The 21143-nt window shown below is 72.4% G+C and carries 14 protein-coding genes; 6 read left to right on the top strand and 8 right to left on the bottom strand.

The genetic code is table 11. The features are described 5' to 3' along the window. Nucleotides 1-31 precede the first annotated feature (31 nt). The 3 genes from AB0G35_RS07145 to AB0G35_RS07155 form a co-directional block, all read right to left on the bottom strand. On the bottom strand, nucleotides 32-1006 hold the full coding sequence (locus AB0G35_RS07145; protein WP_030413455.1) for a ribose-phosphate diphosphokinase: 975 nt from the start codon (nucleotides 1004-1006) through the stop codon (nucleotides 32-34). 73 nt (nucleotides 1007-1079) lie between these two features. Further along, a complete protein-coding gene (glmU, locus tag AB0G35_RS07150) occupies nucleotides 1080-2537 on the bottom strand; it encodes a bifunctional UDP-N-acetylglucosamine diphosphorylase/glucosamine-1-phosphate N-acetyltransferase GlmU (protein WP_360945010.1) in 1458 nt (485 codons plus the stop codon). A gap of 201 nt (nucleotides 2538-2738) precedes the next feature. Beyond that, nucleotides 2739-3617, bottom strand: a complete 879-nt coding sequence (locus AB0G35_RS07155) for a hypothetical protein (protein WP_360945013.1) — start codon at nucleotides 3615-3617, stop codon at nucleotides 2739-2741. Between the two features lie 154 nt (nucleotides 3618-3771). Here AB0G35_RS07155 and AB0G35_RS07160 point away from each other — a divergent pair, with 154 nt between their 5' ends. Next, nucleotides 3772-5211, top strand: coding sequence for a histidine kinase (locus AB0G35_RS07160; protein WP_360945015.1), 1440 nt, complete (start codon nucleotides 3772-3774; stop codon nucleotides 5209-5211). 246 nt (nucleotides 5212-5457) lie between these two features. Here AB0G35_RS07160 and AB0G35_RS07165 read toward each other — a convergent pair whose 3' ends face one another. Then, complete coding sequence (locus AB0G35_RS07165; RefSeq protein WP_360945018.1) at nucleotides 5458-6045, bottom strand: SUKH-3 domain-containing protein; 588 nt, start codon at nucleotides 6043-6045, stop codon at nucleotides 5458-5460. Between the two features lie 8 nt (nucleotides 6046-6053). Then, a complete protein-coding gene (locus tag AB0G35_RS07170; protein WP_360945021.1) occupies nucleotides 6054-6572 on the bottom strand; it encodes a YwqJ-related putative deaminase in 519 nt (172 codons plus the stop codon). A gap of 372 nt (nucleotides 6573-6944) precedes the next feature. On the opposite strand from AB0G35_RS07170, the gene AB0G35_RS07175 reads away from it, so the two are divergent. From AB0G35_RS07175 to AB0G35_RS07190, 4 genes are all read left to right on the top strand, one after another. Continuing rightward, complete coding sequence (locus tag AB0G35_RS07175) at nucleotides 6945-7952, top strand: SMI1/KNR4 family protein (RefSeq protein ID WP_360945024.1); 1008 nt, start codon at nucleotides 6945-6947, stop codon at nucleotides 7950-7952. Nucleotides 7953-7957: 5 nt separating this feature from the next. Then, on the top strand, nucleotides 7958-10651 hold the full coding sequence (locus tag AB0G35_RS07180; RefSeq protein WP_360945027.1) for an SUKH-4 family immunity protein: 2694 nt from the start codon (nucleotides 7958-7960) through the stop codon (nucleotides 10649-10651). A gap of 199 nt (nucleotides 10652-10850) precedes the next feature. Continuing rightward, on the top strand, nucleotides 10851-11969 hold the full coding sequence (locus AB0G35_RS07185) for an LCP family protein (protein ID WP_360945030.1): 1119 nt from the start codon (nucleotides 10851-10853) through the stop codon (nucleotides 11967-11969). Between the two features lie 86 nt (nucleotides 11970-12055). Continuing rightward, on the top strand, nucleotides 12056-13030 hold the full coding sequence (locus AB0G35_RS07190) for a cellulose-binding protein (RefSeq protein WP_360945033.1): 975 nt from the start codon (nucleotides 12056-12058) through the stop codon (nucleotides 13028-13030). 24 nt (nucleotides 13031-13054) lie between these two features. Here the strand turns inward: AB0G35_RS07190 and AB0G35_RS07195 are convergent, their stop codons facing one another. Continuing rightward, a complete protein-coding gene (locus tag AB0G35_RS07195) occupies nucleotides 13055-14551 on the bottom strand; it encodes an MFS transporter (RefSeq protein ID WP_360945334.1) in 1497 nt (498 codons plus the stop codon). 356 nt (nucleotides 14552-14907) lie between these two features. Here AB0G35_RS07195 and mfd point away from each other — a divergent pair, with 356 nt between their 5' ends. Next, nucleotides 14908-18459 carry a transcription-repair coupling factor gene (gene mfd, locus AB0G35_RS07200; protein WP_360945036.1) on the top strand — a complete coding sequence of 1184 codons (3552 nt, stop codon included), beginning with the start codon at nucleotides 14908-14910 and terminating at the stop codon, nucleotides 18457-18459. A gap of 192 nt (nucleotides 18460-18651) precedes the next feature. On the opposite strand, the gene AB0G35_RS07205 is transcribed toward mfd, so the two are convergent. Both AB0G35_RS07205 and AB0G35_RS07210 read right to left on the bottom strand, forming a co-directional pair. Further along, nucleotides 18652-20178 (bottom strand): DUF2079 domain-containing protein, encoded by a 1527-nt coding sequence (locus tag AB0G35_RS07205; RefSeq protein ID WP_360945039.1) that lies wholly within the window; start codon nucleotides 20176-20178, stop codon nucleotides 18652-18654. A gap of 195 nt (nucleotides 20179-20373) precedes the next feature. Further along, nucleotides 20374-21141: a DUF4190 domain-containing protein gene (locus AB0G35_RS07210; RefSeq protein WP_360945042.1), complete on the bottom strand. Its 768-nt coding sequence runs from the start codon at nucleotides 21139-21141 to the stop codon at nucleotides 20374-20376. Nucleotides 21142-21143 lie beyond the last annotated feature (2 nt).

A 21143-nucleotide genomic window follows, 5' to 3' on the forward strand; every position in this document is an offset into this window, starting at 1 on the left:
CCCACCCCACGGACGCCGACGATCACCACACTCACTGCTCCTCGAAGAGGCTCGTCACCGAACCGTCCTCGAACACCTCACGGATCGCCCGGGCGATCGTCGGCGCCATCGACAGCACCGTGATCTTGTCCAGCTCCAGCTCCGAAGGCGTCGGCAGCGTATTCGTGAACACGAACTCACTCACCTTCGAATTCTTCAACCGATCCGCCGCCGGACCCGACAGCACACCATGCGTCGCCGTCACGATCACATCCGACGCGCCATTCGCGAACAGCGCATCCGCTGCCGCGCAGATCGTGCCACCGGTGTCGATCATGTCGTCGACCAGGACGCAGACCCGGCCCTTCACATCACCGACGACCTCGTGCACCGTGACCTGATTCGCGACGTCCTTGTCCCGCCGCTTGTGCACGATCGCCAGCGGCGCGCCCAGACGGTCACACCAACGGTCCGCCACCCGCACCCGGCCGGCATCCGGCGAGACCACGGTCAGCTTGTCCCGGTCCACCTTCGCGCCGACGTAATCCGCCAGCACCGGCAGCGCAAAAAGATGATCCACCGGGCCGTCGAAGAAACCCATGATCTGATCCGTGTGCAGATCCACCGTCACCACACGGTCCGCACCCGCGGTCTTCATCAAATCCGCGATCAGCCGCGCCGAAATCGGCTCACGACCACGGTGCTTCTTGTCCTGACGCGCATAACCGTAGAACGGCACGATCACGGTGATGCTGCGGGCCGACGCCCGCTTCAACGCATCAATCATGATCAGCTGCTCCATGATCCACTTATTGATCGGAGCCGTGTGGCTCTGAATCAAAAAGCAATCCGCGCCACGCGCCGACTCCTGATAGCGGACATAGATCTCACCGTTGGCGAAGTCAAAAGCCTTCGTCGGGACCAGGCCGACACCCAGCTGATGCGCGACCTCCTCCGCCAGCTCGGGGTGGGCGCGGCCGGAGAAGAGCATCAGCTTCTTCTCGCCGGTCGTCTTGATCCCGGTCACAGCAAATCTCCTCGAATCACAGTTTGCGTGCGCTCATCACGGTACGCCCCGCACGGCGCACCCGGTTGCACGATCACTGCTCGCCCTCGGACTCCCGGCGAGCAGCCGCAGCAGCCTGCGCGGCGGCACTTCCAGGCCGCTTACGCGCGACCCAACCCTCGATATTCCGCTGCTGGCCACGCGCGACCGCCAGCGAACCCGGGGGCACATCCTTGGTGATGACCGAGCCCGCCGCCGTATAAGCGCCGTCCCCGATCGTGACAGGAGCCACAAACATGTTGTCCGACCCCGTCCTGCAATGCGAACCAACGGTCGTGTGGTGCTTCGCCTCACCGTCATAGTTCACGAACACACTCGCCGCACCGATATTGGTGAACTCACCAATGGTCGCATCCCCCACATACGAAAGATGCGGCACCTTCGTGCCCTCACCCACCGACGCGTTCTTCATCTCCACATACGCGCCGGCCTTCGACCGCGGACCAAGATCCGTACCCGGCCGCAGATACGCATAGGGACCCACATTCGCGCCCACACCGATACGCGCACCCTCGGCCACCGTGAACGACACCACCGCACCCTCACCCACCGACGTATCCGTCAGCCGGGAATGCGGCCCCACCTCGGCACCCGACGCCACATGCGTCGCACCCATCAGCTGCGTACCCGGGTGCACCGTCACGTCCTGCTCGAACGACACCGACACATCCACGAACGTCGACGCCGGATCCACCACCGTCACACCCGCCAGCATCGCCCGCTCCAGCAACCGCTCGTTCAGCAGCCGCCGCGCCTCCGCCAACTGCACCCGGTTGTTGATCCCCAGGATCTCCCGGTGATCCCCCGCCACCGCGGCCCCCACCCGGTGCCCCGCCTCACGCACGATCCCCAGCACATCCGTGAGGTACTCCTCACCCTGGCTGTTGTCCGTCCGCACCTTCCCCAGCGCATCCACCAGCAGCCGGGCATCGAAGGCGAACACCCCCGAATTGATCTCCCGGATCGCCCGCTGCGCCTCCGACGCGTCCTTGTGCTCGACGATCGCCGTCACCGCGCCCGACGCCGCGTCCCGCACGATGCGCCCGTAACCGGTCGCGTCCGGCACCTCCGCCGACAGCACCGTCACCGCGTTCCCGTCCGCCGCGTGCGTCTCACCGAGCCGCCGCAGCGTCTCCCCGGTCAGCAGCGGCGTGTCACCGCAGACCACGATCACCGTGCCGTCGAGCACGACACCACTGTCACTCAGTTCCTCCAGCGCCGTACGGACCGCATGCCCGGTACCCCGCTGCTCGTGCTGGACGGCGGTCCGCACCCCGGGATCGACCTCGGAGAGGTGCGCCCGCACCTGCTCCCGGGCATGGCCGACGACCACGACGAGGTGCTCGGGGTCGAGCTCACGGGAGGCGGCGACGACATGGCCGACGAGGGAGCGGCCGCAGAGTGCGTGCAGGACCTTGGGGGTCGCCGACTTCATGCGGGTACCTTCACCCGCTGCGAGAACGACGACGGCTGCCGGGCGGTTGGCGCTCACGGGGATGCCCTTCGGCTTCTTGGCTACTTCGGGTGGTGGTCACCCGAAGGATACCGGGGCGTATTGCGGGTGAAACGACGACGGGTCCTGATCTTGCGATCAGGACCCGAACTTTGCTTGCTCCCCCGCGAGGATTCGAACCTCGACCTGCGAAGACCAAAACTTCGTGTGCTGCCTGGTTACACCACGGGGGACAGTGCGTCAGACCATACCCGACGCACCGGTGGCTGTGGGCTCTGATAGCCCGGTCACAATGCCGGACCACCAGCCTTCGATGCGGCGGTAGAGGTCAGCGCACCGGAGCACGCGGACGACGAAGCAGCCGCGGTAGTCGTCGCTCACGTTCTTGCGCACCGTTTTGGGGTTGTGCCGCTTGAGGACCGTCTTGCACAGGTCGGCTACGCCGATGCCCACCAGGTCCGCCCAGTACTGCTCGGCGCTTGCCACGTCGGCAGACTCGTGGATCATCAGGTTGAAGCGCAGGTGCTCGCGCTCGACGCCGAGCAATGTCAGCCAGGCCAGATAGACCTTGATCATGCCTGGGTCGCTGTTGACGAAGATGACCCGCTCTCTCCGCTGGTACGGCTTGCTCTTGCTCCCCTCCGACCAGTACAGGCCCACGCCGATCAGGAACAGCTCCCGCTCGGTGAGTGTGCCGATCTCCGCGGCCGCCTCCGCCTTCGTCTGTGCAATCGCCTGATCTCGCGCTTCCCGGTACGGCGCCCACCGCGCCTCGCGCATCTGGTGCATGGCCTCGGGCGACTTCTGGGGTTTGGGCAGATCGCGCACCCAGAGCGACACCGAGCTCTTGGCGACGCCCAGCTCGGCCACGATCTCGTCGTAGGTGCGGCCCTGCTTGGGCAGCTCGCGGGCCTTCGCTCGTAGGTCGTCCTTGGCGTTCGGGCGTTTGGTCCACTCCGGAGGCGGCTCGCCCTCCAGGAGGCGGGTCAGTGCGGCGTCGGTCAGGGGGAGGGGTAGCCGGTCGCGGATCTGGCGGCGGCTGAGGCCGGCTCGGCGGAGGGTGACGGCTTGGCGGCGTAACGCTTCGTAGTCGTACGGGGTCCGTTGGGTGTTCGGCATGGGAACAGGATTGCGGGACACGACACGCCAGAGTGTCGAAAACGTGGGCGATTCAACAGTTCGAGGGATAACCGAGGGTAAGGCTGATATCCGGGCGGGCGGGCGTCCATAACAGGGCGGAGGAAGGGGGGAGGGCCCCCGTAGTCTGGTCGGTATGACCGCGACGGGGGCAAGTGAAGGTGTGGGCGCGCGGGGTGCGCCGATAGGTGGGCCGTGGTGGTGGGCGCGGCGGCGCAGCGCCGTACTGGACGCGTTTTTGGCGGCCGCTTCGACGGTGGAGTGCCTGTTCGAGGGCGTGAGTTTTGCGCATGAGGCGCATCTGCCGGAGCTGCTGGGTGCGCTGCTCGGTCTGTTGGTGGGGCCGGTGTTGCTGGTGCGGCGCCGGTGGCCCGTGGTGGTGGTGCTGGTCTCGATAGCGGTGATGCCCGCGGAGATGGGCGGGCTGCTGAGTGTGGTGGGGCTGTACACGCTCGCCGCGTCGGATGTGCCGCGGCGGATCACCGCGCTGCTGGCCGGTATGACGGTGACGGGGACGTTGGTGACGACGTTCCTCACCATGCGGCAGGACATCGCGTCGCAGCCGGACTTCAATCCGCCGGTGTGGCTGGTGCCGGTGATGGCGCTGGCGCTGGGTGTGGTGCTGACGGCGCCGCCGGTGCTGTGGGGTCTGTACATCGGTGCGCGGCGGCGGCTGGTGGAGAGTCTGCGGGAGCGTGCGGACGGTCTGGAGCGTGAGCTGTCGCTGTTGGCGGACCGGGCCGAGGAGCGGGCGGAGTGGGCCCGTAACGAGGAGCGGACGCGGATCGCGCGGGAGATGCACGATGTGGTCGCGCACCGGGTGAGTCTGATGGTGGTGCATGCGGCGGCGCTGCAGGCGGTGGCGTTGAAGGACCCGGAGAAGGCGTCGAAGAATGCGGCGCTGGTGGGGGACATGGGCCGGCAGGCGCTGACGGAGCTGCGGGAGATGCTGGGCGTGCTGCGGACGGCCGAGGGGTCGGCGGCGCGGGGGGCCGCGGGGGCGGATGTGCCGGAGCGGCTGGCGGCGGTGGCGTCGCGGGTGCGGTCGCAGGAGGCGGCCGAGGGGGAGCGGGTTCCGGGTCGGGATGGTTCCGCCGGGGAGGCGTCGTCGGCGGAGGGGGATCCGGACGGGCCGTGTCTGGATGATCTGGGGGATCTGGTGGGGCAGTCCCGGGCGGCCGGGATGGTGGTGGAGCTGTCGGTGGACGGCGATGGCGGCGATGGCGGTGACGATGCGGAGTCGTGTCGTCCGCGTTATGGGGCGCGGGTGGAGCGGACGGTGTACCGGGTGGTGCAGGAGGCGCTGACGAACGTCCACAAGCATGCGCCGGGTGCCCGGACGCGGGTGCGTCTGGCGCATCGCGAGGGGGAGTTGGCGGTGCAGGTGGAGAACGGTCCGTGTGACGGCGGGGCGGCGGACGCCGGTCTGCCCAGTGGCGGCAATGGTCTGGTCGGTATGCGGGAGCGGGTCACGGCGCTGGGCGGTGTCTTCGTGTCGGGGCCGACGGACGCCGGGGGTTTCCGTGTCTCGGCCGTGCTGCCGACGCCTCAGCCCGCTTCCCAGGCCGCGGGCTGACCGTAAGCCCTTTTTCCCGTTTCCAGGGCTGCGGGCTGATCCGTAAGCCCGCTTCCCAGGCCGCGGGCTGATCCGTAAGCCCGTTTCCCGGGCTGTGGGCTGGCCTCTGGGCCCGCTCCCCGGGCCGCGGGCTGTCCCGTAGGCCCGCTCCCCAGGTCGCGGCCGCGGGCTGTCCCGTAGTCCCTGGCTTCGCCTCGGGGCTGTCCCTTGCGCCGTAGGCGGTCGGGCATCGTGCGGCGCGGTGGGTCAGTCGGTGCCGTGCGTCGAGAGTCGGCTCGGCCGGGTGCCGAGTACGAGTGTGCCCAGTGCCGTGTCGATGTCCGCGCCGAGGTACCAGTCGCCGGTGGGGTCGAGGCTGTAGACGCGGCCTTCGGCGTCGATGGCGAGGGTGGCCTGGGAGTGGACGCCGTCGTGGGTGGTGAGTTCTTCGCGGCCGAGAGGGGCGACGTCGGTGGCGAGGGCGCGGCCGAGGTCGCCGAGGGTGCGGGCGAGGTGGAGGCCGTGCAGGGGGTCGATGACGAAGGGGGCGGGGGCGATGTGGCGGCCGGGTCCGGGGCCGGCGATGTGCAGGCCGCCGAATTCGGCCCAGGCTTCGACGGCGGCGGGGAAGACGGTGTGGCGGTGGCCGGCGGGGGAGGTGTGGGCGCGGAGGGTGTCGGCCCAGTGTTCGGCCTGCTTTATGTCCCAGCGGCCGGGTTGCCAGCCGGCTTCCTGGAGGGCGACGTCGACGGCGGCGGGGAACCGGGTGGAGTCGGTGCGGCCGGGGCCGGGGGCCCGGTCGTGGGTGGCGTCGCGGGGGCCGGGGGTGCGCGGGTCGGGGGTGGTGGGCGGCATGTGGCGGTTCAGCTCCCTGTGGGCGTCGCGCCGATCGGCATGACGCCGAAGTGGGCGAGGAGGGCGTCGCAGGAGCGGCAGGGTGGGGCGTAGCTGCCGTGCTGGGGGTCGCCGTCCTCGCGGATGTGGCGTGCGGTGATCTTGGAGTGTTTCAGGGAGCGGCGGGCTTCGCCGTTGGTGAGGGGCTTGCGGGAGGCGCGTTTGCCGCGGTTGGCCTCGACGGCGGTGAGGTGGCGGGAGAGCAGCACGGCTTCGGGACATCGTCCGGTGAAGCGTTCGCGCTGTGCGGTGGGGAGGGTGTCGAGGAAGTCCTGGACGAGGGGGTGCAGCGGCGGGGGCTGTTCGGCCTTGCTGGCGGTGCAGGTGAGGGTGTTTCCGCGTACGGACAGGGCGGCGCCGATGGTGGGGAGGATGCCGTCGCGGCGGTGGTGCAGTGTGGGCGGGCGGTGGGTGTCGGCGGTGCCGCTCCAGCCGATGCGGGGGTCGCCGGTGCCGGTGCCGGTGCCGTGGCGTGCCGTGGTGCTCATCCGTGGTGCTTTCCCTCCCTGCAAACCCCCCGGTTGCGGGGTCAGCCTGCCAAATGTGCTGGGTGTTCCGGTAGTCGGACGGCCTGTCGCAGTGATCACGAGGGGCTGACGGGTTGTCGGCCGGGGGTCAACGGGGCTGGTGGGCGGGGTGGTGTGCGCGGTCCGGGGGTGGTGCGCCGGTGGGTGACGCCGGTGTGTCGCGGGGCTGACGGGCGGGGGGCGTTCGGGCGGAGGGTTGGGTTCCGCGGGGGCGGAGGTGTGGTGTCGGGGGCCCGGTGGGGGCGCTGACGTGCGGGGGCGGGGGCGGCGGTGGGTGTTGCGGTACGGCATAGGCTGTGCCCCAAAGCCAGCTTCAGCCAGGGGGCAACCGCGATGACGACAGGTCGGCCAGGGCTGGGGGTTCCACCCGGCCCCCAGGCGGCGGGACATGCCGCGCCACCGAATGCGGCCTATGCCGGACAGGTCGTGCATTTTCCGGATCCGGTGCGTGCCGCGCGGTATCCCGCGGGGGTGCGGATGGACGGGAGGGGCTTCCCGGAGTTCACGCCGTACGCCCGGGCGGCGGCGGAGATCGCCGAGCCGCCGGAGGGTTTCGGGGTCGACGAGCTGAGGCTGACGGACTACGTGTCGGCGAACGCGGCGCTGCATGCGCAGGGGCACGAGCTGTGGATAGATGTCCCGTCGGTGGCCACGCCGCACGGCTGGACCTGGCACCACGTGGCGGGTACGCGGCGGATGGAGCTGATCCCCGTCGAGGTGAAGGCGTTGTTGCGGCATCACGGCGGGCTGGCGACGGCGGCGGTGGCGCACGACAAGCGCGGGACGCGGCCGTTGCAGGAGACCCGGCCGGCGCACTTCGGGCTGCCGCACCGTGATCTGTCCGTGGGTGAGGAGCAGGTGGTCCAGGCCGAGGAGGCGCTGGGGTGCCGGTTGCCGGGTGCGTACCGGTCGTTCTTGAAGGCGGCGGGTGGCTGTGCGCCGGTGGGTGCGGCGCTGGACGCGGAGCTGGGGCTGCTGCTGGACCAGCCGTTCTTCACGGTGCGGGACGACGCTGCGGTCAACGACCTGGTGTACGTGAACAAGTGTCTGCGGGACCACTTCACCAAGGACTATCTGGGGGTGGCGTTCGCGCAGGGCGGTGTGGTCGCGGTGAAGGTGCGCGGTGAGGGGCGGGGGTCGGTGTGGTTCTGCCCGTACGACGATGCGCGGGACCGGGACGGCTGGACGGTGCAGGAGCGGGTGGAGCGGTTGTTGTTGCCGTGCGGGGCGGATTTCGACGCGTTCCTGCAGCGGTTGGCGGGTAATCCGCCGGAGCTGGAGACGGTGGCGAATCTGATGGTGGACGGCGGTTTCGCGCAGGCCGTCGCGGTGGGGGGCTGATCGCGGTGGTGACGTTCGCGCAGGCGCAGGAGCGCGCCGAGCGGTGGGTGAACGGCGAGGTGCCGGCGGAGCTCCACCGTGAGGTGCGGGTGCGGGAGTTCGACCTGGGTTTCGTGGCCTGGGCGGAGGACCGTGAGGGGGGTCCGGCGTCGGAGGGCGGCCGGGCCCGGATGGTGATCGCGCGGGACAGCGGGGAGACCACGCTGTGGCCGGGGCTGCCGGTGGGCGAGGTGATCCGGCGTTACGAGGAGGAGTACGGCACGGCGGTGGACGGCGGGTACGGCGCGGCCGAGCCGCCGCCGCAGCGGATCGATCTGGAGGCCACGTCGTTCCTGCTGACGCCGCCGGAGTGGCTGCAGGAGGCGGCGGACTCGCGCGGCATCCCGGACCGGCGCGCCGGCGCGGGGACTTCGGGGAATGCGGGGGATCCGGGAGAGGGCACTGGCGCCGGTTCCGGCCCGGCGGCCCCGGCGGCCCCGTCGGTGCCGCAACAGGCCTCCGCGCCGGAGCAGGTGGCGGCCCCGGCCGCCTCGCCTGCCCCCGCTCCCGCCGCGGGTGCTGTCGATGACACCCCTTGGGCGGCGGCGGACACGACCCATTCCGACGTGGGGGGCGAGGACCGTTCGGTGGGGCTGCCGGCGACGGTCTTCGCGCCGCCGCTGGCCGGTAGTGACGAGGAGGACGCCCCGGCGGCGCCGCGGGTGCGGCCGGACGCCAAGACCGAACTCCTGCAGGGCGGCAGCCAGTTGCCGCGTACCCAGGTCGCGCCCGCACTGGACCTGCCGTCCGGCCAGGCCGGCGGGCCCGGTGGCGCGCCGCTGCCGCCGATGCCGTCCGCGCCGCCGGCCGTTCCGGGGCTGCCGGATCTGCCGCCGCCGTCGGGGCCGCCGGTCGCGGACGTCCCCCCGCCGCCCGGTGTCGCCGTGCCGGGTGCTCCCGGTCCGGCCGCGCCCCCGCCCGCCCCGCCCGCCCCGCAGGGCGCGGAGGGTGCGGCGGGCGGCACCGGCAAGGCCGACGCGGGCCCGTCCGGTGGGCCCGCGGCGTCCGGGCCGGGCGCGTCCGGTGCTCCGGCCGGTGGTTACGTGCCGACGCAGCTGGTCTCCCAGCTGGATACGGACGGTCTCGATCTGAGCGCGGTGGACGGGCCGGGCGGCGCGGACCGGCCCGGTGGCCCCGAGGGGCCCGGTGCCGGCGGTCCCGGCGGTGGGGTGCATGCCGCGGCGACGATGCTCGCCGACGGGGCGTCGCTGCAGGATCTCGTGGGTGCCGGCGGTCCGGGTGCCGGCGGCCCGGCGGGGGCGGGGCCGGGTGTGCCGCCGCCGCCCGCGCCTCCGGGCGTACCCGGTGCGCCCAAGCCGCCCGGCCCGCCGGGGAGGCCTGGTCAGGGGACATCCGGCGCGCAGGGCGGACAGGGTGCGCCGGGCGGTCCGCCGCCGCCCCCGCCGCCGCCCGCCACGGGCGGCACCTCCGGTGGTGGGGTGCATGCCGCGGCGACGATGCTGGCCAGCGGTGCCGCACTGCCCGGTGGTCCGGGCGGTCCCGGTGGCCCGGGTGCGCCCGTCGCGCCGCCGGCCGCCGGTCCCGGTGTTCCGCCGCCCGGTGTGCCGGGTCCGCCGCAGGGGCAGCCCGCCCCGCCCGGCCCCCCGCCCGGTGTGCCGGGCCCCGGTGGCGCGGCTCCCGGTGCGTACGGCTATCCGCCGGCGCCCGGTGGTCAGCCGACGGTCGGCCCGGGCTACATGGCGGTGCTGAGCTATCGCGCCCCGGACGGTTCGGAGCAGAAGATCGTGCGCCGTTCGGCGCCGGGTACGCCGCATCCGGAGTGGCAGCTGCTGCACGAGCTGCGCGGGATGAACGTCCCGCCGCAGCAGGTGCTGGAGCTGCACACCGAGCTGGAGTGCTGTGATCTGCCGGGCGGCTACTGCGCGCGGATGATCCGGGACAACTGGCCGCAGGTGCGGATCAGCCACACCGCCGCGTACGGCCGGGACCACGCCTCGCGCCAGCAGGGCGTGCGGCATCTCGTCGAGCACCAGGGTGAGTTGCACCAGGTCGCGGACGGTCCGGCGCGGCCGGCGCCGGTGCGGGTGCCGTTGCCGCACCCGTCGCAGGTGCAGCCGGTGCCGCCGGTTCCGCCGCAGGCGATCGGGCAGGAGCTGGAGCAGTCCTTCGGGCCGCAGGGCATCTTCCGGTTCGACCAGCGGGCGGTGTCCCGGCACGGTGTGCCCGACGTGGTGGCGCAGATGCTGGTGTGGGCCGGGCTGCCGGTGGACTTCGGGCCGTTCTTCTGGGCGCAGGCGCAGCCGGGCCGCCCGGTGCCGACGCTGGCGGAGCTGGCGGCGGAGCGCGGGGTGCAGCCGGCGTCGGACGCCGGGTCGTATCTGGTGATGGGCAACGACTTCGGGCGTCAGCTGTGCGTCCAGTACGGGACCGCGAACATCGTGGCGGTGCCGATGGAGGCCGGTCCGGGCGGTCAGCCGGCCGCGCCGCAGTTCGTGAACTCCGGGCTGCCGGAGTTCGTGCGCTGTCTGGCGATGCTGGGCCGGATGTGGCGGCTGCGGTACGGGCTCACGCCGGAGCAGGCGGGCCGCTGGACGGTGGACTTCCAGGCGCAGCTGGTGGCGCTGGATCCGCCGGCGCTCGGTTCGCCGGAGACCTGGTGGTCGGTGCTGCTGGAGCAGATGTGGGACGGCCTGCTGTAGCGGTTGCGCCCCCGGGGCCTGCTGTAGCGGTTGCGTCCCGGGGGTCGGCAGTGGCGGTTGCGCTTCCCGGGGGGCTGCTGTAGCGGAGGCGCGGGCCGGCTGCCTGCCGTAGGGGGCCGGTCGGCGGAACGGCCTGCCCCGGGGGCGGGACGGGGGCGCTCGACCTGCGGGCCGGGCCGGGGGAGCCGACCATGCCTGTATGGGCCGTCCGATACCCCCGTCGTGGCCGTCGTCGTGGCCTGCCTCGTCGACGACGCTGTACCGGGCGCGGCGGCCGCCGTGGTGGCACCGGCGGCGGATCGGCCGTTCGCTGCCGGGGCGGCGCCCGCCGCGGCGCCGTGGGAGCGGGTCCCGGCTGTCCTGGCTGCGCTGGCTGCTGGTGGCGCTGCTGGTGCTGGTGCTGCTGGTGGTGGCGGGCGGGGCGGGGCTGTACGTGCGGGAGGGGCGGCGGCTGCAGCACGTCGCTGCGCTGGGCGAGTACGCGGGGCGGCCGGCGGCGGGCCGGGGCACGAACTGGCTGCTGGTCGGTTCGGACAGCCGTGCCGAGCTGACCCCGGAGCAGCGCCGGGAGCTGCACGTCGGCCACAACGAGGTGCGGAACACCGACACGATCATGGTGCTGCACTACGGCGAGCACGGCCCGTCGCTGGTCAGCCTGCCGCGGGACAGTTACGTCCCGGTGCCGGGGTACGGCAGCCGGAAGATCAACGAGGCGTATGCGGACGGTGGCCCGCGGCTGCTCACCCGGACGGTGGAGCAGGCGACCGGGCTGCGGATCGACCGGTATGCGGAGATCAACTTCTTGGGGCTGGTGCGGGTGGTGGACGCGTTGCCGGACGGCGTACGGCTGTGTCTGGAGAGGCCGCTGCGGGACGAGAGGTCGGGGGCGGACTTCCCGGCGGGCTGCCGGCGGATGAACGGCACCGAGGCGCTGGCGTACGTCCGGGCGCGGTATGCCGACCCGCAGGGTGACCTCGGACGGGTGAAGCGGCAGCGCGAGCTGATCGGTGCGCTGGCGGACGGGATGACGGACTCCCGGGTGCTGCTCGATCCGTTCCGGCTGCGGCAGGTGCTGGACGTGTCGGTGGCGGCGCTGAGGGTGGATCAGCAGGCCGGAATGGCACAGTTGCTGGACATGGGCTGGGCGATGAAGCGGATCGCGGGCGGGAGCGGGACGGCGACGACGGTGCCGGTGCGGCAGCCGGGGGTGATGGTGGCCGGGGCCGGGTCGGTACTGCTGTGGGACGAAAACGGGGCGAGCCGGCTGTTCCGGGCCTTGCGCCACGATGATCCAATTCCGACTTCTGTCGATAAATAACGCATCCTGGTGCAGTGGGCCGCGAGGGTGCCGTCGCCGGCCGGTCCGAGGAGAAGTGCGCGCAACTGCACAGAGGGGCTTGAGGGATGAGTGCATCGGTTTCGCCTCACGGGTTCGAGATCGTACGGGGCCGTGGGTACCGGCCGGAGGATGTGGACCGCCGCTTCGAGGGGCTCTCCATCGACCGTGACTCCTGCTGGGAGCGGGCCGCGCGGCTCACCGTCCTCCACAACGAGATGGAGGCCGAACTCGCCGAGTTGCGGCTCTATCTGGCGAAGCTTCCCCCGCAGACGTACGAATCCCTGGGCAGCGAGGCCCGGTTGATCCTGACCACCGCGGAGTCCGAGGCGGCGCGGCTGCGCACGGAGGCCGAGGAGGCCGCCGAGCAGGAGCGGGACGCGGCCGACACGCACGCCAAGAGGGTCCGGGAGTCGGCGGACAAGGCGGCGTCCGCGCTGCGCGACGATGCCGACGAACGGGCCCGGCGCACGGAGGAGCTGGCCCGGGACACCGCCACGAAGCTGGTGGCGGCGGCGTCCCGGGAGGCGGCGCAGCTGCGCGCGGAGGCGACCGAGAAGCTGGCGGACGTGGTCCGGCGCACCGACCAGCTGCTCGGCGACCAGGAGAAGCGGCAGGCGGAGGAGTGGGACGCGGCCGGGCGGGAGTTCGCCGAGCGGGCGGCGGCGATGGACCGGCTGGTGGCGGAGCTGGACGAGCGGGGTGAGGCGCTGATCACCGAGGAGCGCCGGCGCTACGCCCGGGCCGAGGAGGCCGCCCGGCACCACCAGGAGGCCGCCGAGGACCAGGCCGCCGAACTGCTGGCGCAGGCCCGGGTCGCGGCGGAGCGCATCGAGCGGACCACGGAGCGGCTGCTGCGCGAGCACGACGAGGAGCGCGAGGAGCTCCGCTCCCACATGGCGCACGTCCGCAACAGCCTGGCGGCGCTGACCGGCAAGAGCCCGGCACCGGAGGACGACGGTCCGGCGGCCGGCCCCGGCGGCTCCCGCCCCGACGACGTGGAGACGGTGGAGACCCAGGTGCCGCGCCAGGCGGGCGGCTGACCGGCCGCAGGCGTTCGGGCCCGGCTACCTCCCGCCGGGCTCGGTCTCCGCCGTACGGGCGTCCGCGTGCACCGGGAAGCGCCGCGGGGCGAGCAGGAGCAGGGCGAGCACGGCGAGCGCGGCGGCCGTGGCCGCGCCGAGGTAGACGTGGCCGACGGTGCCGGCGACCGCGCGGCGGAGGTAGTCGGTGGCGTGCGCGGTGAGCGCACCGGAGTGCTCCAGGGCGTGCGAGACCGCGTCGAGGTCGCCGGGCAGGCCGGGGCGGATGTCGGCCGGGGCGTGGGCGAGGCGGTCGTTGAGGGTGGTGTTGGCGACGGCGCCGAAGAGGGCGGCGCCGACGGACTGGCCGACCTGGCGGCAGAAGAGTATGGACGCGGTGGCGGTGCCGCGCTCGGCGTAGCCGACGGACGACTGCACGCCGATGATCAGCGGCAGCTGGAACAGGCCGAGGGCGGCGCCCAGCGCCAGCATGATCAGCGCGGGCTGCCAGGCCGCGCCGGGGTAGGGCAGCAGCGGGAAGGCGAGCAGGATCAGCCCGGCCGCGCCGATGCCGAGCAGGGCGCAGTTGCGGATGCCGATGCGGTTGTAGACGTGGCTGCTCAGGGCGGCCGACACCGGCCAGCTCAGGGTCATCACGGACAGCACGAAACCGGCCGCGATCGGGCCCAGGCCCAGCACCGACTGGGCGTAGGTGGGCAGGAAGACGGTGGGGGCGACCATCAGCAGGCCGAGCGCCCCGAGGGCGAGGTTGACCGCGGAGATGGTGCGGCGGCGCCACACCCAGCCGGGGATGATCGGCTCGGCGGCGCGCCGTTCGATCAGGACGGTGGCCGCGCCGCACACCGCGCTGCCGGTGAACAGCAGCAGGGACGGGGTGGAGAGCCAGGCCCAGGCGACGCCGCCCTGGACCAGGGCGGTCAGCAGCAGCCCGCCGCAGGCGAAGATCGCCAGCGCGCCGGGCCAGTCCACCCGGGGCCGGCCGCCACCGTGGTGCGCGGTGCGCTGCGGCTCCGTGAAGTGCCGCCCGATCAGCCACAGCGCCACCACGCCCACCGGCAGGTTCACCAGGAAGATCCACCGCCAGTCCGCGTACGCGGCGAGCAGCCCGCCGAGCGCCGGACCGGCGACCGCCGAGGTGGCCCAGACGCCGGAGAGCCTGGCCTGGATCTTGGGGCGTTCCTTCATCGGGTAGAGGTCGGCGGCGATGGTCTGCACGGTGCCCTGGAGCGCGCCGCCGCCCAGGCCCTGCAGCACCCGGAAGGCGATCAGGGACGCCATGTTCCAGGCGGCGGCGCAGGCCAGCGAGCCGGCGAGGAACAGCACGATGCCGGTGATCAGGATGGGCTTGCGGCCGAAGGTGTCGGAGAGCTTGCCGTAGACGGGCAGGGTGACGGTGACGGCGAGCAGGTAGCCGGAGAACAGCCAGGAGAACACCGCGAAGCCGCCGAGGTCGCCGACGATCTGGGGGACGGCGGTGGCGATGATCGTGGAGTCCAGCGCGGCCAGCGCCATGCCGAGCATCAGGGCCGCGACGACCGGGCCGCGCCGCCCGGCGCGGGCCTTTGCGGTGTCCGGCGCCGGCGTCCGCGGGCCGCCCGTGCCCCGGTCCGTGGGGTTGTCGCTGCCCCTGGTCGTGCGGCTCATGGGTCCCCCTCCGCTTCCGTGGCACCGTTGTGTGTAGCGGACACCGTTCTCGTCACACCCTTCCATGCCGGGCCGGGATACGGAACGGGACCACCGGCGCCGCGCCCCGTCCGGGCCCCGCCCGCTCGGGCGGCGGCTTGTCGGCGGTCGGGCGTATCGTGGGCAGCCCCCGCCCGTGTGACGTCGCGGGCTGTTCGCGTTGTTCGCTTCGCTTTCTGGGACGGAAGCCTTTCATGAGCCTGACTGGTCTGCTCGACGCCGTCGTACGGGACCCGGCGCTCGCCGAAGCGGTCCGGGCCGCGACCGACGGACGCCGCCCGCACGTGGATCTCGTCGGCCCGCCGGCCGCCCGCCCGTTCGTGATCGCCGCGCTCGCCCGCGAGGCCCGGCGGCCCGTTCTCGCGGTCACCGCCACCGGCCGGGAGGCCGAGGACCTCGCCGCCGCGCTGCGCAGCCTGATGCCGGCCGGCGAGGACAACTCCGTCGTCGAGTTCCCTTCCTGGGAGACGCTGCCGCACGAGCGGCTCTCCCCGCGCTCGGACACCGTCGGCCGCCGCCTGGCGGTGCTCCGCCGGCTCACCCACCCCAGCCAGGACGACCCCACAGCGGGCCCGGTCTCCGTCGTCGTCGCGCCGATTCGCTCGGTGCTGCAGCCGCAGGTCAAGGGCCTGGGGGACCTGGAGCCGGTCAGTCTGCGCACGGGCCAGACCGCCGATCTGGAGGAGATCGTCGACGGTCTGGTGGCGGCCGCCTACGCCCGCGTCGAACTGGTCGAGAAGCGCGGCGAGTTCGCGGTCCGCGGCGGCATCCTGGACGTCTTCCCGCCCACCGAGGAGCACCCGCTCCGGATCGAGTTCTGGGGCGACGACGTCGAGGAGATCCGCTACTTCAAGGTCGCCGACCAGCGCTCCCTGGAGGTCGCCGAGCACGGCCTGTGGGCGCCGCCGTGCCGTGAGCTGCTGCTCACCGAGGACGTCCGCAACCGCGCAGCGGCCCTCGCCGAACAGCACCCGGAACTGGGCGAACTCCTCGGCAAGATCGCCGAGGGCATCGCGGTCGAAGGCATGGAGTCGCTCGCACCGGTCCTCGTCGACGAGATGGAGTTGCTGCTCGACGTCCTGCCCAAGGGCTCCATGGCCGTCGTCTGTGACCCGGAGCGGGTGCGCACCCGGGCCTCCGACCTGGTGGCGACCAGCCAGGAATTCCTGCAGGCCAGCTGGGCCGCGACGGCGGGCGGCGGCGACGCGCCCATCGACGTCGGCGCGGCCTCGCTGTGGGGCATCGCGGACGTCCGCGACCGGGCCCGCGAGCTGGACATGATGTGGTGGTCGGTGACGCCGTTCGCCGCGGGGGAGGACGACCTGGCCGCCGAGGGCGACGGCGACACCCTCAAGCTGGGCCTGCACGCCCCCGAGACGTACCGCGGCGACACCCAGCGGGCGCTGGCCGACACCAAGCAGTGGCTCGCCGACGGCTGGCGCACGGTCTACGTCACCGAGGCGCACGGCCCCGCGGCCCGTACGGTCGAGGTCCTCGGCGGTGAGGGCATCGCCGCCCGGCTGGACGCCGACCTCCCCGAGATCTCGCCCGCCCTCGTCCACGTCGCCTGCGGCTCCCTCGACAACGGTTTCATCGCCCCGCAGCTCCAGCTCGCCGTGCTGACCGAGACCGACCTGTCCGGCCAGAAGGCCGCCGGCAAGGACGGCCAGCGGATGCCCGCCCGCCGCCGCAAGACCATCGACCCGCTCACCCTCGAAGCGGGCGACTACATCGTCCACGAACAGCACGGCGTGGGCCGCTACATCGAAATGGTGCAGCGCACGGTCCAGGGCGCGACCCGCGAGTACCTCCTCGTCGAGTACGCGCCGGCCAAGCGCGGCCAGCCCGGCGACCGCCTCTACATCCCCACCGACCAGCTGGAGCAGGTCACCAAGTACGTGGGCGGCGAGGCCCCGACCCTGCACCGCCTCGGCGGCGCCGACTGGACCAAGACCAAGGCCCGCGCCAAGAAGGCCGTCAAGGAGATCGCCGCCGACCTGATCAAGCTGTACTCGGCCCGGATGGCGGCCCCCGGCCACACCTTCGGCCCGGACACCCCCTGGCAGCGCGAGCTGGAGGACGCCTTCCCGTACGCGGAGACGCCCGACCAGCTCACCACCATCGCCGAGGTCAAGGAGGACATGGAGAAGTCGGTCCCGATGGACCGGCTGATCTGCGGCGACGTCGGCTACGGCAAAACGGAGATCGCCGTGAGGGCGGCCTTCAAGGCCGTCCAGGACGGCAAGCAGGTCGCCGTCCTCGTCCCGACCACGCTGCTCGTCCAGCAGCACTACGGCACCTTCACCGAGCGGTACGGCCAGTTCCCGGTCAACGTCAAGGCGCTCTCCCGCTTCCAGACCGACACGGAGGCCAAGGCGACCCTGGAGGGCCTGCGGGACGGCGCCGTCGACGTCGTCATCGGCACCCACCGCCTGTTCTCCTCCGAGACCAAGTTCAAGGACCTGGGCCTGGTCATCGTCGACGAGGAGCAGCGCTTCGGCGTCGAGCACAAGGAGCAGCTGAAGAAGCTCCGCGCCAACGTCGACGTCCTGACCATGTCCGCCACCCCGATCCCCCGCACCCTGGAGATGGCGGTCACGGGCATCCGCGAGATGTCCACGATCACCACCCCGCCGGAGGAGCGGCACCCGGTCCTGACCTTCGTCGGCCCCTACGAGCAGAAGCAGATCGGCGCCGCGATCCGCCGCGAACTGCTCCGCGAGGGCCAGGTCTTCTACATCCACAACCGCGTGGAGTCCATCGACCGCGCCGCCGCCCGCCTCCGCGAGATCGTCCCCGAGGCCCGGATCGCCACCGCCCACGGCCAGATGTCGGAATCCGCCCTCGAACAGGTCGTCGTCGACTTCTGGGAGAAGAAGTTCGACGTGCTGGTCTCCACGACCATCGTCGAGTCCGGCATCGACATCTCCAACGCCAACACCCTGATCGTCGAGCGCGGCGACAACTTCGGCCTCTCCCAGCTGCACCAGCTCCGCGGCCGGGTCGGCCGCGGCCGCGAGCGCGGGTACGCGTACTTCCTCTACCCGCCCGAGAAGCCGCTGACCGAGACCGCCCACGAGCGCCTCGCCACCATCGCCCAGCACACCGAGATGGGCGCCGGCATGTACGTCGCCATGAAGGACCTGGAGATCCGCGGTGCGGGCAATCTCCTCGGCGGCGAGCAGTCCGGCCACATCGCGGGCGTCGGCTTCGACCTGTACGTGCGGATGGTCGGCGAGGCGGTCGCGGACTACCGGGCGTCGTTGGAGGGCGGCGTGGAGGAGGAGCCGCCGCTCGAAGTGAAGATCGAACTCCCCGTCGACGCGCACGTCCCGCACGACTACGCCCCCGGCGAGCGGCTCCGCCTCCAGGCGTACCGTGCGATCGCTTCCGCGAACTCCGAGGAGGACATCGCCGCGGTCCGCGAGGAGCTCACCGACCGCTACGGCAAGCTGCCCGAGCCGGTCGAGAACCTCCTGCTCGTCGCCGGCCTGCGGATGCTCGCCCGTTCCTGCGGCGTCTCGGACATCACCCTCCAGGGCGCCAACATCCGCTTCGGCCCGGTCGAACTCCGCGAGTCCCAGGAACTCCGCCTGAAGCGGTTGTACCCCCGTACGGTCCTGAAGCCGGCCGCTCAGCAGATCCTGGTTCCGCGGCCCACCACGGCCAAGATCGGCGGCAAGCCGGTGGTGGGGCGTGAGCTGCTCGCGTGGGTGGGCGAGTTCCTCACGACGGTTTTGACCTAGCCGTACGTCGTCGGCTTTCCCGCCGTGGGGGTCGCTGTTTCTTTCGCCTTCGGCGGGGTGGGGTCAGGGCCGGGGCGCCTGGTGGGTGGTGGGTCGCGGGGGCGGCCCTCCGGCACCACGACGAAAGCGAGCGCCCCGGCCCGGCCAACCCCGTCCCGCCGCAGGCGGCCGTGGTGCCGCAGCCGACGCTGGTCAGCGGGCCGACGTACGGCGGAGTACCAGGACGTCCGCGGCGCCGCCCTGCACGACATAGTGCGCCCGCGGATGCCGGGCCACCGCGTCCGCGACCGCCTGGCGCACCGTGTGCCCGTCCCGTAGCTGGACCGCGATGTAGCCGGGCGCCAAGCCTCCCGTGTTGCCGAGCCAGAACACGCGCGTGTGGTCGGTGAGGCGGCTCAGAGGGCGTATGTCGGATTCGACGGTGGCGCCGTCGGGGATCCGGGAGAGCAGCCGCGCGGCGGCCGCGACGTCCGGCGGCGTGCGGTACGTCGCGGATTCGGTGAGCCGGGCCAGCGGCAGGTTGGCGGTCAGCGCGAGGGCCGCGGCGAGGGCGGCGGCCGGCAGGTGGTGGGCGTAGGAGCGCAGCCAGGGGCGGGCCGAGACCCGGGCGCCGGGGAGCGCGTCGATCAGGGCGAGGAAGACCACCGGCATCAGGACGGCGTTGTAGTGCCAGTCGATGCCCCAGTAGTGGGGTTCGTGGGAGAGGAACCGCCAGCCCAGGGTGGGCAGCGCGACCAGGAGGAGGGGGGAGCGCAGGGCGAGCAGCCCGGTGGTGGGGAGCAGCACCCACAGCGTGGTGCGCAGCGCGGTGTCGAGGGGGATGGTCGCGCCGCCGCCGTCGGCGCCGAACTTGCTCCAGTAGTCGTACGAGCCGGAGCCGTTGAAGGCGGGGATGAGGACGCCGAGGGTGAGGGCCGCGGCGCCGAGGCCGAAGCCGACCAGGGCGATGGGGAGCGGGCTCGCCCGCCGGGTGCGTATCAGGGCGAGGGCCCCGATGGCGGCGGCGGTGACGCCCAGGTCCTCCTTGACCAGGACCAGCGGCGCCGCCCAGCACACCGCCGCGGTCCAGCGGCCGCGGAGCACCGCTTCGAGGGCGAAGGCCAGCAGCGGCACGGCGAACGCGATCTCGTGGAAGTCGAAGTCGACGGCCTTCTGGAGACCCCAGGAGGTGCCGTACGCGATGCCGAGGGCGAGGCCGGGGAGGCGGCCGAGGGCGCGGGCCGCGGCGCGGGTGACCGGTATGACGGACACCGCGAACAGCGCGGCCTGGGCCATCAGCAGGGTCAGTGAGGAGGGGAAGAGGCGGTAGAGGGGGGCGAGCAGGACCAGTACGGGGCTGAAGTGGTCGCCGAGGATGTTGGTGCCGGGGCCCTTGAGGTCGACGATCGGCGCCTTGAAGTGGGCGTAGCCGCGTATCGCCTGTTCGAAGATGCCCAGGTCCCAGGAGGACGTGGACAGGGTCTGGAAGCGGTGGAGGCCCAGCAGCGCGAAGGCGAGGAAGAAGAGCAGGGCGGCCCAGTACGGGTCGAGGCGCGGGACCCGCAGCGGGGCCGTGCGGTCCCGCAGGCGGCGGGCGGTGTGCCGGAGGGGGCCGGGGGGCGGCCCGGGGGCGGCGGTCGCGGCCGGGTCGGCGGCGGTCCGGGGCGACGGCACGGTGGGGCCGTCCTGCCCCAGGTCCGGTCCGGGGGCACCCCCGGCCGTTGCGGCGGCCGTGTCCATCAGGGTCCTCGCTCACTCTCAACTGCCGGAAAGGTACCTGACGCGGCCGGCCCGGAGGCCGGGTGCCCGTCGGGCAGTGAGTCAGACGCCGCGCCGGCACGGTCCGTTCCCGTCGGCCGGCCGGCCGGACGGCGGCCGGCCCGGCACCGCGGGTCGCGGTACCGGGCCGGGAGGAAGGGGCGGGACGCCGTTGCGTCAGAGCGCCAGCTTCCAGTTCGCCGGGTCGAGCAGCAGATCCGGCGTGATCTTGATGTCGAGCTGCTTGGCGGTCGGCGGGGCGTCGAAGACCATCTCCACGCTGTCGGACTCGTTGGGGTCGAGCTGCTTCTCCCAGTCGTGGTGGAGGATGCCGTGCTTGTCGTCGTCGACCTCCTCGGCCTTCTTGCCGTCGGCCTCCGCCTCGGTCGTCATGAGGGGGTTGGTGGCCGCCTTGGAGCCGGTGTTCTTGAGGGTGACGGTGACCTTCCAGGCCTTGTTGCCCTCGGTGTGGCCGCTGATGAGGGTGTTCTTGTCGACCGTGTACGGGGTCGGCTTCGAGACGGACACCTCAAGGCCGTTGTTGTACTTCGCGGCGGCGCCCGCGCCCAGGTCCTTGATGTTGTTGCTGCTGCCCGACTGCTTGTCGAACTCCTTGTGCACCTCGTCGACGGCCTTGTTGACCGCCATCAGGGTGACGATGACCCCGACGACCGCGAGGATGAGCGCGAGGGCGCCCAGGATCGTGCCGGTGATCGCCACGCCCTTGTTGGTGGCCTGGCCCTTCTTGGCCCGGCTCATGCCCACCAGGCCGAAGATCAGGGCCAGGATGCCCAGGGGCCCGGCCAGCCAGAACAGGATCATCGGGATGCCGCTGAGGGCGCCGATGATGCCGAGGATCAGGGCGGCGATGCCGAGACCGTTGCGGGCCTGCTGCGGGGCGGCGTGCCCCTGCGGGGCGGGCTGGTAGTGCATCTGCTGGGACATGC

The sequence above is a fragment of the Streptomyces sp. NPDC021749 genome (assembly GCF_040640655.1).
Classification (GTDB): Bacteria; Actinomycetota; Actinomycetes; order Streptomycetales; family Streptomycetaceae; genus Streptomyces.